Origin of the sequence: Mesorhizobium sp. ANAO-SY3R2, assembly GCF_042466635.1 — a bacterium.
Taxonomy (GTDB): domain Bacteria; phylum Pseudomonadota; class Alphaproteobacteria; order Rhizobiales; family Rhizobiaceae; genus Aminobacter.
Genome location: NZ_CP159955.1, coordinates 2,882,954 through 2,896,063 on the forward strand (window position 1 = coordinate 2,882,954; position 13,110 = coordinate 2,896,063).

Genomic DNA, 13,110 nt, shown 5'->3' on the forward strand with positions numbered 1-13,110 from the left:
GCCTACTGGACCGATCGTGGCCTGCTGTGCTCGCCCAGATGTTCCCTCGCACACTACCGGAAACGCGAGGTAGAAGGCACGCTTCCGACCGAGCCCGCCCCCGATCCGCTCTCGATCGAGGCAATGACGCGTCGGTAACAAAAAGTTGCAACCAGTGATTGCTGGCGCTTTATAAGCATTTCCTTAACTATGTCGCCTCGCGATCGGCCATCAGTTCTTGAGGGGTAGCCGTTTGAGGGGATTGGCGTCACAGCTTCGCAGGCTCGCGCTCGCAGCGTCTACCGCCGCTTGCCTCATGCTTCTGCCCGTCCAGGCTGACGCCTCAGAATTTTCCGAACCGTGGAAAAAGATCGACCGGGCCCTGGTCATCGACGCTTACGAATACAACACCATCGACTGGCCGAAGCTCTCCGGTGACAAGCGCATCGTCGGCTTCATCAACAAGGCGTCGGACGGGCTGCCGCCCGCCTACGACTGTTCCGGCGACGAAACCGCTTACCGGCTGTGCAAGGCGCTGTGGAAACGTCATGCGGTGGCGCGGGAACTGTTCCATACCCGCAAGGTCATCGCCAAGTCGCTCGGTCTGGAATGGGGCGCCTATCACCTCGGCCGACCGGGCAATCCGATCGAACAGGCGAACAATTTCCTCGACTTTGCCGAACCAGGGCCCGACGACCTGATGGCCCTCGACATCGAAGACAATGACCCGACCCAATGGATATCGCTGGAGGACGCCGAATTGTTCGTGCGCCACATCTACCGGCGCACTGGCCGCTACCCGGTCCTCTACACCAACGGCTCGACCTCGAAATACATTGCCGACAACCGCTTTCGCTATCCGCTGCTGTCGCGCCTGCCGCTGTGGTATGCACGCTACAAGTCCGAGATCGGCATTCATTTCCCCAAGGGCAACTGGCAGCGCTACACCTTGTGGCAGTTTTCGGCGCAGGCCAATTGTGGCATCAGCCGTTGCCCCTACCGCGTGGCCGGCACCAACAAGGATATCGACGTCAACGTAGCACCAATGGATGCAGCTGCCCTGCGCAAGGCCTGGCCGTTCGGCCAGTTGATCGAGACGAACGTCGAATTCATGACCAATGTGCCCGTGCCGATCGCGCGTGAGCACGGCCTCAGGGGCGAAAGCCGCATCACCTATGCCTCGGTGGCCTATCCGGTGCACCTCCACGGCCTCGCCGATGCGCTGAAATCGAGCTGGAACCGTGCCGTACTGGGTGCGCTTCCACCGATCACGGCGCGGGCAAATCGATACACCGACGGGATGGCGGAATACGCCGCAGCCCGGCTCGACGAACGGCTGCGCAATGAGCGTCAGCGCGCGGATGGCAGGGCCGAACTTGACCCGTTCTCTACCGGCTCGATCGGTCTCGATCGCGCCGAGCCTTAGCCAGCCTGCTCGCGCTCCACTGCCCGCCAGCCGATGTCGCGTCGGCAAAAGCCTTCCGGCCACTCGACCAGATCGACTGCGGCATAGGCCCTGGCCTGCGCTTCCGTGACGTTGCGTCCCGTTGCAGTGACGTTGAGCACACGGCCGCCATTGGCGACGATCTTGCCGTCCTTGAGGCCGGTCCCGGCGTGGAAGACCTCGGCGCCCGCGGCCTTCGCCTTGTCGAGGCCCGAGATCACCGAGCCCTTTTCTGGCGTGCCGGGATAGCCCTTGGCTGCCATCACCACCGTCAGCGCCGCCTCGTCGCGCCAGCGCACCGACATGTGCCCGAGTTGGCCGTCGGCAGCGGCGCTGAGCAGCACCAGCAGATCGTCCTTGAGCCGCATCATCAGCACCTGGCATTCGGGATCGCCGAAGCGAGTGTTGTATTCGATCAGCTTGGGCCCATCCTCGGTCAGCATCAGGCCGGCAAACAGCACGCCTGAGAAAGGCGCGCCCATCTCGGCTATGCCGCGCATGGTCGGCTCGATGATCTCGCGCATCGTGCGCTCGATCATTTCCGCGCTCATTACCGGTGCGGGCGAATAAGCGCCCATGCCGCCTGTGTTGGGGCCGACATCGCCGTCGCCGACGCGCTTGTGATCCTGCGCCGTGCCGAAGGGCAGTGCCGTCTTGCCGTCGCAAAGGCAGAAGAAGCTCGCCTCCTCGCCGGTCATGAATTCCTCGACCACCACCGAGGCACCGGCCCCGCCGAACGCACCTTCGAAGCAGGCGTCCACCGCCTCAAGCGCTTCGTCGAGCGTCATTGCCACCGTCACGCCCTTGCCGGCGGCCAGCCCGTCTGCCTTGATGACGATCGGCGCGCCCATCTTCTCGACATAGGCGCGCGCCGCCGCCGCATTGTCGAAGCGGCCGTAGGCAGCGGTCGGAATGTTGTAGCGGGCGCAGAGATCCTTGGTGAAACCCTTCGAACCCTCGAGCTGTGCTGCCTTGCCCGATGGCCCGAAGACCCGGATGCCCTCAGCGCGCAGATCGTCGCCGATGCCGGCCACCAGCGGCCCCTCGGGACCGACCACAACGAGGTCGATGTTTTTTTCCCTGCAAAAATCCGCGACTGCGGCATGGTCGGCGACGTCGAGCGCGACCAGTTCGGCCTCTTGCGCGATGCCAGGATTGCCGGGCGCGGCATAGAGCTTGGTCAGCATCGGCGAGGCAGCGAGTTTCCAGGCCAGCGCATGTTCGCGGCCGCCGGAGCCGATCAGGAGAACATTCATGCGGCACATCCTTTTTCTGCTATCCGGTCTCGCGCCCCCGGTATGGCGCATGGCGTTCCGGGTCAAGCTCCAGTCATACCGATCATGGACAAATCATCCGCTTGACGCAAAGTCGCGCGCCTGCCACTCCACCGCAATGGAACAGATCCAATCCAAAGCCGGCCAGGGCCGGGTCGCCGATGCCCCCAGTGGTCACTGGGTCTACCGCGCACTGCCGCGCGGCCTTTGGCCCTACGCCCAGCTTGCCCGCTGGGATAGACCGATCGGCTGGTGGCTGCTTTTGTGGCCGTGCTGGTGGTCGGCGGCGATGGCGGCGAGCGCCTATGCCCGCCCCGAGGATAGCCTGATTTCGCTGCTGCCATCGCCCTGGTATCTCGCCCTGTTCATGGTGGGTGCGATTGCCATGCGTGGCGCTGGCTGCACCTACAACGACCTCGTCGACGAAAACATCGACGCCCAGGTCGAGCGCACCCGCTCGCGCCCGCTGCCCTCGGGCCAGGTCAGCCGCCGCCAGGCCTGGCTGTTCCTCGTCCTGCAGGCGCTGGTCGGGCTGGTCGTGCTGCTGCAGTTCAACAGCTTCGCGATCCTGCTCGGCATCTCCTCGCTAGCCATCGTCGCGATCTATCCGTTCATGAAGCGCATCACCAACTGGCCGCAATTCGTGCTCGGCCTCGCCTTCTCATGGGGCGCGCTGATGGGCTGGGCGGCCGAGTTCGGCGACATCGATCCGCCGGCGCTGCTGCTCTATTTCGGTTCGATCATGTGGGTGATCGGCTACGACACGATCTACGCCCACCAGGACAAGGAAGACGACGCGCTGGTCGGCGTGAGGTCGACGGCGCGCTTCTTCGGCGAAAACACCAAATCGTGGCTTGTCGGGCTCTATGCCGGCGCACTGATCCTGTTCGCCTCGGCCTTCGCCATGGCGCAGGTGCCGATGCCGGCCCTCGCCGGACTGGCCGCCGCGGGCGTGCACATGGCGCGCCAGATCACGACGCTCGACATCGACGATCCAGACCAGTGCCTGAAGCTGTTCAAGTCGAACAGCCAGGTCGGCTGGATCATCTTCCTAGGGCTCGTCTTCGGCGGCGCCTGGGTGGCGCTCAAGCCGCTGATCTGATTTTAACCGTCAGGCCCGGGCGATGATCTCTTCGCCGTCGATGACCAGCCGGACGCCCAGGTCGCCCGACTTGCGGCGCGCCAGGAAGCGCGGCCGACGCATGCGCGAAACACGACCCTTGCGGCGTTCGCGCACCGGCTGGGTCTTGATTGCCGCACCGAGCGACTCCTCCAGCGTGCGGGCGACACCGTCGGCCTCGATCAAAAGCATCGGCAGGCTGTAGAAATCGGCCCAGGCACGCCAGTCGGCCGCCACGTCGTCGAGATCGTCGGCGACCAGCAGCGGCACCGACAGCATGGGATCGTTGTGCAGTAGTTCGAGCGTCACCGTGACGTTGCCCAAGTCGTCTTCCATGGCGCGGGCGGCGACGCCGCGAAAGGCGCGGGCCGGCAATGCGACCGTGACCGGAAGGCCGCTGAGGGCGAGCGTGCGGCGGATGACCGCCCCGCGCTGATCGATGGTGAAGTTGACATCGCCAAGGTCATCGCGCGTGTCGAAGCTGACCATCTGCGGCAAGCGGAAAGGGTCGAGGCGCATGGTGCGTCCCGCCCAGACTGGCTTCAGTCCGGTGTTCATGTTGTGCCTTCCTGTTATCTCCTGAGAGCCGGTTTCCGGTCTCTCCGGACCAGTTTTCCTGGCCTCGTTTGTAGGAAGGACATTAGCGGGGTCTCCTTACCGCCCCGCTTAAGAAAGTCGGTTAAATTTTGCTGATCTCGGCGATGGTTATCGGAATCCGACCGGCCACAAGATCTTGTAAACCGGTCTGAAGAAACGATGAACCAGGACGACTGTCATCCGACACTGGCCGCATAAGCAACGACGATCCGGACAATAGCCGCACGGGCAACCACGCGCGCCAACCCATTGTGCATACTGGTAATCAGATGACCTTGCCGGGGTTCATGATGCCGGCCGGATCGAACGCCGCCTTGACCCTGCGCATCAGATCTATGGCGACAGGCGGAGCAGTTGCGATCAGTTCGTCGCGCTTGAGCTGGCCAATGCCGTGCTCTGCTGAAATCGAGCCGTTGAAGCTACGGACGACGTCATGCACCGCGTTGTTCATCGGCCGGTAGAGGGCAAGGAACTCTTGTGGCGCCATGCCGAGCGGCTGCGACACGTTGTAGTGCAGGTTGCCGTCGCCCATGTGGCCGAAGCAGACCACGCGCGCGTCCGGACACACGCCGGTCACAACCTTGTCGGCCTCGGCGATGAAGGCGGGAATGCTGGCAACCGGCACGGAGATGTCGTGCTTGATCGACGCACCTTCGGCCTTCTGCGTTTCCGGCAGCATCTCGCGCAGGCGCCAGAACTCGTTGGCCTGAGCAGTGCTTGCGGCGATCACCGCATCGCCTACCTGCCCTGCCTCGATTCCTTCAGACAGAATGTGTTCGATCAGTTGCCGCGCATCCTCGGCCGAGCGGCCCGAGGAGATTTCCATCAGCACCTGCCAGGGCCACTCGCCCTCAAGTGGCGGGCGCGCATCGGGGATGTGCCGCATGGCGAATTCCATCGGCCGCGGTCCGATCAGTTCGAAAGCCGTCAGGGCACCGCCGCCAAGGTCCTGTGCGCGGTCGAACAGGCCAAGTGCCGCTTCCGGCGAAGACAGCCCCACCCAGGCGACCTCGCGCCCCCTGGGCTTCGGGAAGAGCTTGAGCACGGCCGCGGTGATCACGCCGAGCGTGCCCTCGGCGCCGACGAAGAGGTTCTTCAGGTCGTAGCCGGTATTGTCCTTCTTGAGCTTGCGCAGGTCGTCCAGCACCTCGCCCGTCGGCAGCACCACCTCGACGCCGAGGCAAAGCTCACGCGCATTGCCATAGGCCACGACGGCCACGCCACCGGCATTGGACGACAGGTTGCCGCCGATCTCGCACGAGCCCTGCGAGGCCAGCGACAGCGGATAGAGCCTGCCTGCGGCGTCCACGGCATGATGCAGCGTGTCGAGCACCACGCCGGCCTCCACGGTCACCGTATTGGAGACCGGATCGATCTCGCGAATGCGATTGAGCCGCGACAGTGACAGCACCACCTGGCCGCCAGAGCGGTCGGGAACCTGGCCGCCGACGAGACCCGTATTGCCGCCCTGTGGCACGATCGGCGTGCCCGTCTCGGTGGCGAGCTTCATGATCGCGCTCACCTCCTCGACGCTGCCGGGGCGCAGCACGAGCGAGGCCGTGCCCGTGAACAGGCCACGCGGCTCATGGACATAGGGCTCGATGTCGGAACTCTGGCGAACCGCGTAGCGCTCGCCGACGATGGCTGCAAAGCGCTCGGCAAGCGCGGGGTCGAGGCCGGTCGGATTCTGGATCATGCCCAGAAGCTAGTGCATGACCCCGAAAATCGGAATCGATTTTCGGAAAGGATCATGCACAAAATTCAAAGTGCTACAGCGTCCTTTGCGCGTCCAAATGGACGCGCGGCGCTGTAGTTTCAGACGTGGGGATTGTCACGGGGGGCGGCGGCACGCGCCAGCCGATCGTTGATCGCTTCGCCAAGCTCTTCGAAGGGAACCGACTCGACCGCGATCAACTCCGCGCCGCTGCGGTCGAGCGCCTGGAGATGGGCAAAGAGGTTCGTCGCCGCCTCGCGCAGATCGCCGGTCTCGGACAAATTGAGAAAGGCGCGCGCTTGCTGCCAGCCTTCGGCGCGATTCGGACCAAAGCCGAGCAGTGCCTCGCCTTTCACCACGCTGTCAGCGTTGAGCCGCATCGCAGCTCCCGGTGCATAATGCGAGGCGAGCATCCCCGGCGCCTCGATGCCGGCGGTGACGCCGCGCAGCAGGGGCGCGCCCGCGACCGCCTCGATATCGCCTGCCGGCACGCCGCCGGGCCGCAGCAGCCGGGCCCGGCCGTCCTCGACCTTGACGATGGTCGATTCGAGCCCGACCGCTGTCGGGCCGGCATCGACGACCAGCGGGATCCTGCCGCCGAGATCGCGCGCGACCGCCTCGCCGCTGGTGGCGCTGATCTTGCCTGACGTGTTGGCGCTGGGTGCGGCGAGCGGGTGCCCAAGACGCCCGATCAAGGCGCCGCCGAAACCCTTGGGCATGCGTAGCGCAATCGTGTCGAGCCCGGCCGTCACCAGCGGATGAATGCCCGATCCGGGCTGGAGCGGCACGACCAGCGTCAGCGGTCCCGGCCAGAACTTTTCCGCAAGCTTGCGTGACAGCGGATCGAAAACGCCGATGCGTTCGGCCATCTCCATGTCGCAGACATGGGCGATCAGCGGATTGAAGCGCGGCCGGCCCTTGGCCTCGAAGATGCGCGCCACTGCCTCGCCATTGGTGGCGTCGCCGGCAAGGCCGTAGACGGTTTCGGTCGGAATGGCCACGACCTGGCCGACGCTCAGCAGCGCCAATGCCCGGTCCATCGCCTTGTCCGCTGCGATCAGTTCCGTCACGTCTCAGCTTCCTTTCGTGCCCGGTCACTACCTCGCATGGCACAGCGCGACAAGGCCGCGGCCGGGCAGAATCGGCCGATTGCCTAAAATGCGCGCCATCTTCGCAAGCCGAACGCAACGGCGGACCACTATCTTGTCATCCAAGGTTGTTTCCAACTCTGGGGGCCATATGCGTCTTACTGCTGTGCTTCTCGCTGCCGGCATCGCCACATCGGGCTCGGCTCATGCGTCGTCGTTCGTCTTCCTCGACAGCGATGCGACAAGTCCGTCCTCGATCTTCGTTGGCCTCAACGAACCGGTGGCGACCTCGTTCATTGCGCTCGGAACCCTGCCGCTGGACACCAACAATGTCGCGGCTGTTGATCCGCAGCCCAAAAGCCACAGGATGGGCCCCGATCTGATGGTTATTCGCGGCGGTGAGATAGGCTCGGCATCGCCAGAACCTTCTTTGGTCGCACCATCAGCGGTCGCAGTCGCACCAACTCAGCAGGCTGGCAATGAAGCACCTATGCCCGCCACCGAGCCGGAAGAGGCGCTACCCGAACTCAGATAGCGCCGCCCGGAGCCTAGCCCGCGATCTTGGAGAAATCGGCGACCTGATCGGTCGCCGCGCGGATACGGGCAAGCAAAGCGAGGCGATTGGCGCGCACGGCCGCATCCTCGTCATTGACCAGCACCTTGTCGAAGAACGTATCGACCGGTTCGCGCAACACGCTGAGCGCGCGCATGCCGTCTGAAAAATCTTCCTTGCGGATCGCCTCGCCGGCTTCGTCGACAGCCTGGTTCACCGAGATGAACAGCGCCTTTTCGGCCTCCTCGCGGAACAGTGCAGGATCGACCGCAGCGGCTACGGCAGTGCCCTTCTTCTCCTCCGCAGCCAGGATGTTGGCGGCGCGCTTGGTGCCGGCGAGCAGGTTCTTGCCGTCCTCGGTGTCGAGGAATTTTCCGAGTGCTTCGACACGGCGGGTAACTGCCAGCAGATCGTCGGCATCAGGCGAAATCACCGCATCGATCAGGTCGTGGCGCGCACCAAGCTCGCGCAGATAGACCTTTAGGCGGTCGTGGAAGAAGGCCAGGAGGTCGGCCTTGAGTGCTGCGGCGCGCTCGACGACGTCGCGGCGCAGTTCCGCCTCGAAGGCGGCCAACGCATTATCGACGTCCTGCTCGCCATCAACATCGCCGGTATTGAGCGCTGCCTGCGTGGCCTCGAACTCGGCAAGCCGGCGCTGGACGGACGCCTCGCCCAGTTGTCGCAGGGCGGCATCGAACAGTTTTTGCAGCGGCATCGCGCCGCGCGCCGCCAGAATGATCCTGACCACGCCGAGGGCTGCGCGGCGCAACGCATAGGGGTCCTTCGAGCCCGTCGGCTTCTCGTCGATGGTCCAGAAACCGACCAGCGTGTCGAGCTTGTCGGCCAGCGCCACCGACACCGAAACCGGATCGGCGGGCACGCGGTCGGACGGCCCCTGCGGCTTGTAGTGTTCTTCAAGCGCTGCGGCCACAGAAGGGCTCTCGCCCTGGAGAAGGGCATACTTGCGGCCCATCGCTCCCTGCAGTTCCGGAAACTCACCAACCACTTCGGTCTGCAGGTCGGCCTTGGCGAGCACCGCCGCGCGTTCGGCGAGCTTCGGATCGGCGCCGACCAGCGGCGCGATCTCGCGAGAGAGCGCCCGGATGCGCTGGACGCGGGCGCCTTGCGTGCCGAGCTTGGCATGGAAGGTCACGCCGAGATGGTCGAGGCGAGCCATGCGCTGGTCGAGCGGCTTGGAGAGGTCGAGGCCGAAATCGGCGGCCGACTGCTTCAACGTGTCGAGATCCGGCAGGTCGCCCTGGTCGGTGTTCCAGAAATAGAGCGCGTCCGAAAGGCGGGCGCGCACCACCTTGCCATTGCCGTGAGCGATCTCCTTGCCGCCGTCCTTGGCCTCGATGTTCGAGGTCAGCACGAAGTGGTGCGAAAGCTCGTCCTCGCTGCCGTGCGGGCGCGTGACGAAGCACTTCTGGTTGGCGCGGATGGTCAGCCGGATGACCTCGGCGGGGATTTCCAGGAACGCATCCTCGAAAGTGCCCATCAGCACGACCGGCCATTCGACGAGGCCCGACACCTCCTCGAGCAGGCCCTCGTCCTCGACAAGGTCGAGCCCGCTGGCGAAAGCCAGATTGCGCGCGTCGGCAAGGATCATTTCCTTGCGCCGCTCGCCGTCGATGACCACCTTGGCCGCTTCGAGCTTGGCGGCATAGTCGTCGAAGCGCCTGACCTTGATGGCCTCTGGCGCGTGGAAGCGGTGACCATAGGTGACATTGCCTGAACGGATGCCGTCGACCTCGAAGTCGACCACGACAGGCTCCTCGGTCTCCGGACCGAAGGTGCAGACGATCGACTGCAGCGGGCGCACCCAGCGCAGGCTGCCGGGCTTGGCTGACGCAGGCCCCCAGCGCATCGACTTCGGCCACGGGAATGACTTGATGATCGCCGGCACCAGTTCGGCAATGATCTCCTCGGCGGCGCGGCCGGGCTTGGAGATGTGCGCGACGTAGAAATCGCCCTTCTTGGGATCGCTGTGGACATGCGCCTCGGCGATCGAGGCGAGGCCGGCGCTGCGCAGGAAGCCCTGGATCGCGGCTTCTGGTGCCTTGGTGCTCGGGCCCTTGCGATCCTCGTGCACGTCCTTCGAACGCGCGGTCAGCCCGCGGATGTCGAGGGTCAGCCGGCGCGGCGTCCAGTATTCGCGCGCCGCCTCATAGGTCAGGCCTGCCTCGACCAGACCGTCGGTCAGCATCTTCTTCAGGTCGCCCGCGGCCTTGCGCTGCATGCGCGCGGGGATTTCTTCGGAACGCAACTCTAAAAGCAGATCGGGCATCGGACGGGCTCACGCGGAAAAATGTCCTCGCATGACGCTTGCCATACGGAGGGCGGAAGGAAAATCAGGCAGCCAGGCCACCCGCTTCGGTCAGCAAAAACGCCTCGCCGCAGGCCTTGGCAAGGTTGCGCACGCGCAGGATGTAGCTCTGCCGCTCGGTCACGGAGATCACGCCTCGCGCATCGAGCAGGTTGAAGACATGGCTTGCCTTGATGCACTGGTCATAGGCTGGGAACACCATCTTGTGCTGGGCGAGGTTGCCGCCCTTGATCGGCCCCCCGGCCTCGAGCAGCGCCTTGCACTCGGCTTCGGCGTCCTCGAAATGCTTGAGCAGCATGGCGGTGTTGGCATGCTCGAAATTGTGCCTGGAATATTCCTGCTCGGCCTGCAGGAACACGTCGCCGTAGGTGACCTTGTTGTCGCCTTCCATGCCGTTGAAGTTGAGGTCGTAGACGTTGTCGACGCCCTGCACATACATCGCCAGGCGCTCAAGGCCATAGGTCAACTCGCCGGCGACAGGCGAACATTCGATGCCGCAAACCTGCTGGAAATAGGTGAACTGCGACACTTCCATGCCGTCGCACCAGCACTCCCAGCCCAGTCCCCAGGCACCGAGCGTCGGGCTTTCCCAGTCGTCCTCGACGAAGCGGATGTCATGCACCAGCGGATCGACGCCGATTGCCTTGAGCGAGCCCAGATAGAGCTCCTGCAGGTTCGACGGGTTCGGCTTCAGGATGACCTGATACTGGTAGTAGTGCTGCAACCGGTTTGGGTTCTCGCCGTAGCGGCCGTCCTTGGGGCGGCGCGAGGGCTGCACATAAGCCGCGTTCCAGCGCTTGGGGCCGAGCGCGCGCAGCGTCGTCGCCGGGTGGAACGTGCCGGCGCCCACTTCCATGTCGTAGGGCTGGAGGATGACGCAACCTTGCGCCGCCCAGAAATTGTGCAACGTCAGGATCAGCCCCTGGAACGAGCGGCTGGGGTGCAAATGGGCGGGCATCTGGTCGGTCACGGGCAAGGCTCGATCGTTGGCGCGCGCCCCGCAAGGCTGCGGGGCCGCAAGACGGTCCGTCCTATTCCGGCCATCGACAGGGGTCAAGCAGTGCCGCGCGCTGCGGCACTGTTCGCTACAGCGCCGCGCGTCCTTTTGGGCGCGCAAAGGACGCTGCAACACTTAGAATTGGTGCATGATCCTTTCCGAAAATCGATTCCGATTTTCGGGGTCATGCACCGAGGTTCTAGCCCTTCTTCTGGCTATCCGGTGCAGGTGCCACTGGTTCGGCTACCGGTGGGTCTGCCGGAACGCCGAGCGCCGTGGGCTTCTCGGGCAGCGGCGCCAGGCCATCGGCGAGCTTCTTTACGACCTCGGCCAGAACATTCGGTTCCGGCTTCATGTCGCGCGCATGGCTCCACTGGAATGTCGCCTCAAGCTTGCGCCCGGCGCGCCAGTAGGCATCGCCAAGATGGTCGTTCAGCACCGGATCGTCCGGCTTCAGCGCAACGGCCCGCTCAAGCTCGCGCACGGCGTCGTCGTAGCGGCCAAGGCGATAATAGGCCCAGCCGAGCGAATCGATGATGTAGCCGTCGCTTGGCCTGAGTTCCGCGGCCTTCTTGATCATCCCGAGGCCTTCCTCGAGATTGGTGTTCATGTCGACCCAGGAATAGCCGAGATAGTTGAGCACCTGCGGCTGGTTGGGGAACAGTTCCAGCGCCTTGCGGAAATTGGGCTCGGCCTTTGGCCACTCCTTGAGCCGCTCGTAGGCGATGCCGCGCTGGTAGAACAGGTTCCAGTTGGCGTTGGTCGGCTTTTTCAGCACGTCCACCGCCTTGTCGTAGACGTCGGCCGCGGCGCGGAAATTCTCCGTCGCGGCATAGACGCCGCCAAGCGCCAGGTAACCGCGCATGTCCTCGGGGTTGGCATCGACCAGCGCCTTGAGATGCTTGATCGCCTCGTCGTGCTGCTTGAGGTCGGCAAGGTTGAGGCCGAGCTGCAGTTCCGTCAGCCGCTTGAGCGGGGAGCTCTCCGGCACGCGGCGATAGAGCGCAATCGCCTCTTCGCTGTTCTGCTGCTGTTCGGCAATCGCCGCCAGTTGCACCAGTATCTCGTCGCTTTCTGGCTTCAGCGCCAACGCATACTGCAGGTAGAGCCTGACGAACGGCTCGCCGCCGCCGCGGTTGAGCGCGGTCGACAGGTTGAGCAGGATTTCGGCAGCTCCGTCGTTCGGACCGGCAACCAGCGGCGGAATCTTCTCGCCCTTGGTGATCTTGTCGCGCAAGGCAGCGACCGGCAGCTTGCCCGGCGCGAACTCGTCGGCACGATTGAGCACGGCCAGCGCCTCGGCCTTCTTGCCGCCACGCGCGAGGAAACCGGCATAGGCTTCGGCGGCACGCATCCAGGTCTCGGGTGCGGCACTGCCGGCACCCAGATTGTCGATCGTGGCCCGATAGATCTCGTCGGCCTTGTCCTTTTGGCCGGCGGCTTCGGCGATCAGAGCGCGATGATAGGTCTTGAACAGCTCATACCATTCGGGGCCCTGGAGCGTATCGAGGAACTTCAACCCGTCGCCGGACTTGCCCTCGCCCTGCTTGGTCCAGGCGGTCATGACGCCGGTGATGAGGCGGTCGAGGTCGGATTCGAGGGCCAGCTTCAGCCAGCTCTCGGTCGCCCCGTAGTCCTTCTTGCGCAAGGTGTCGACGGCGAGCGCCAGGCGTGAGAACCGCTCGACGTCGGGAACCGTCTTCAGCATCTGCGCATAGGGCAGCGATTCGTCGAAGCGCCCTTGCGAAATCAGCGCCAGCATCAGGCTCTGTTGCAGTGCCGCGTCCTCGGGGTCGAATGCCAGCGCCCGCTTGTAGTAGGCGATGGCGCTGTCGAGGTCATTGTCGGCTTCCGCGGTACGGGCCGCAAGGTACGCGCCGGAGAAAGAGCTGATCTCGACCGGCTCGGTGACCTGTTTGGCATATCCGGGCTGCGTCAGGGCGGTGAAACCCGTCAGGGCCGCCAGCCCGAGTAGCCAGATTGCGCGTCGCTGCCGCATGAAAGTCCTTCCCAATGAG

Annotated in this window: 10 protein-coding genes; 3 read left to right on the top strand and 7 right to left on the bottom strand. The window is 64.6% G+C overall.

The annotated features are described in order from the left end of the window. Positions 1 to 295 precede the first annotated feature (295 nt). Positions 296 to 1,405 (top strand): glycoside hydrolase family 25 protein, encoded by a 1,110-nt coding sequence (locus ABSY17_RS18865; protein WP_378943939.1) that lies wholly within the window; start codon positions 296 to 298, stop codon positions 1,403 to 1,405. Here the strand turns inward: ABSY17_RS18865 and purD are convergent. Beyond that, a complete protein-coding gene (gene purD / locus ABSY17_RS18870) occupies positions 1,402 to 2,679 on the bottom strand; it encodes a phosphoribosylamine--glycine ligase (protein WP_378943942.1) in 1,278 nt (425 codons plus the stop codon). The genes ABSY17_RS18865 and purD overlap by 4 nt on opposite strands. A gap of 136 nt (positions 2,680 to 2,815) precedes the next feature. Between purD and ubiA the strand changes: the two genes are divergently transcribed. After that, positions 2,816 to 3,799 (top strand): 4-hydroxybenzoate octaprenyltransferase, encoded by a 984-nt coding sequence (gene ubiA / locus ABSY17_RS18875; protein ID WP_378943944.1) that lies wholly within the window; start codon positions 2,816 to 2,818, stop codon positions 3,797 to 3,799. A gap of 9 nt (positions 3,800 to 3,808) precedes the next feature. Here the strand turns inward: ubiA and ABSY17_RS18880 are convergent, their stop codons facing one another. From ABSY17_RS18880 to ABSY17_RS18890, 3 genes are all read right to left on the bottom strand, one after another. Next, complete coding sequence (locus ABSY17_RS18880) at positions 3,809 to 4,375, bottom strand: DUF6101 family protein (RefSeq protein WP_378943947.1); 567 nt, start codon at positions 4,373 to 4,375, stop codon at positions 3,809 to 3,811. Positions 4,376 to 4,679: 304 nt separating this feature from the next. After that, positions 4,680 to 6,110, bottom strand: a complete 1,431-nt coding sequence (locus tag ABSY17_RS18885) for an FAD-binding oxidoreductase (RefSeq protein ID WP_378943949.1) — start codon at positions 6,108 to 6,110, stop codon at positions 4,680 to 4,682. 119 nt (positions 6,111 to 6,229) lie between these two features. Continuing rightward, complete coding sequence (locus ABSY17_RS18890; protein ID WP_378952863.1) at positions 6,230 to 7,168, bottom strand: L-threonylcarbamoyladenylate synthase; 939 nt, start codon at positions 7,166 to 7,168, stop codon at positions 6,230 to 6,232. A 199-nt stretch (positions 7,169 to 7,367) separates the two neighbouring features. Here ABSY17_RS18890 and ABSY17_RS18895 point away from each other — a divergent pair, with 199 nt between their 5' ends. Then, positions 7,368 to 7,751, top strand: a complete 384-nt coding sequence (locus tag ABSY17_RS18895) for a hypothetical protein (RefSeq protein WP_378943952.1) — start codon at positions 7,368 to 7,370, stop codon at positions 7,749 to 7,751. A gap of 13 nt (positions 7,752 to 7,764) precedes the next feature. On the opposite strand, the gene glyS is transcribed toward ABSY17_RS18895, so the two are convergent. The 3 genes from glyS to ABSY17_RS18910 all read right to left on the bottom strand — a co-directional run bounded on the left by glyS (position 7,765) and on the right by ABSY17_RS18910 (position 13,091). After that, a complete protein-coding gene (glyS, locus tag ABSY17_RS18900) occupies positions 7,765 to 10,056 on the bottom strand; it encodes a glycine--tRNA ligase subunit beta (RefSeq protein ID WP_378943955.1) in 2,292 nt (763 codons plus the stop codon). A gap of 64 nt (positions 10,057 to 10,120) precedes the next feature. After that, positions 10,121 to 11,065, bottom strand: a complete 945-nt coding sequence (locus ABSY17_RS18905) for a glycine--tRNA ligase subunit alpha (RefSeq protein WP_378943958.1) — start codon at positions 11,063 to 11,065, stop codon at positions 10,121 to 10,123. 226 nt (positions 11,066 to 11,291) lie between these two features. Next, positions 11,292 to 13,091 (bottom strand): tetratricopeptide repeat protein, encoded by a 1,800-nt coding sequence (locus tag ABSY17_RS18910; protein WP_378943960.1) that lies wholly within the window; start codon positions 13,089 to 13,091, stop codon positions 11,292 to 11,294. Between the last annotated feature and the right edge of the window lie 19 nt (positions 13,092 to 13,110).

Coding starts and splice junctions, on each gene's coding strand:
- ABSY17_RS18865 (WP_378943939.1), top strand. CDS start 296: ATGCTTCTGCCCGTCCAGGCTGACGCCTCAGAATTTTCCGAACCGTGG.
- purD (WP_378943942.1), bottom strand. CDS start 2,679: ATGAATGTTCTCCTGATCGGCTCCGGCGGCCGCGAACATGCGCTGGCC.
- ubiA (WP_378943944.1), top strand. CDS start 2,816: ATGGAACAGATCCAATCCAAAGCCGGCCAGGGCCGGGTCGCCGATGCC.
- ABSY17_RS18880 (WP_378943947.1), bottom strand. CDS start 4,375: ATGAACACCGGACTGAAGCCAGTCTGGGCGGGACGCACCATGCGCCTC.
- ABSY17_RS18885 (WP_378943949.1), bottom strand. CDS start 6,110: ATGATCCAGAATCCGACCGGCCTCGACCCCGCGCTTGCCGAGCGCTTT.
- ABSY17_RS18890 (WP_378952863.1), bottom strand. CDS start 7,168: ATGGACCGGGCATTGGCGCTGCTGAGCGTCGGCCAGGTCGTGGCCATT.
- ABSY17_RS18895 (WP_378943952.1), top strand. CDS start 7,368: ATGCGTCTTACTGCTGTGCTTCTCGCTGCCGGCATCGCCACATCGGGC.
- glyS (WP_378943955.1), bottom strand. CDS start 10,056: ATGCCCGATCTGCTTTTAGAGTTGCGTTCCGAAGAAATCCCCGCGCGC.
- ABSY17_RS18910 (WP_378943960.1), bottom strand. CDS start 13,091: ATGCGGCAGCGACGCGCAATCTGGCTACTCGGGCTGGCGGCCCTGACG.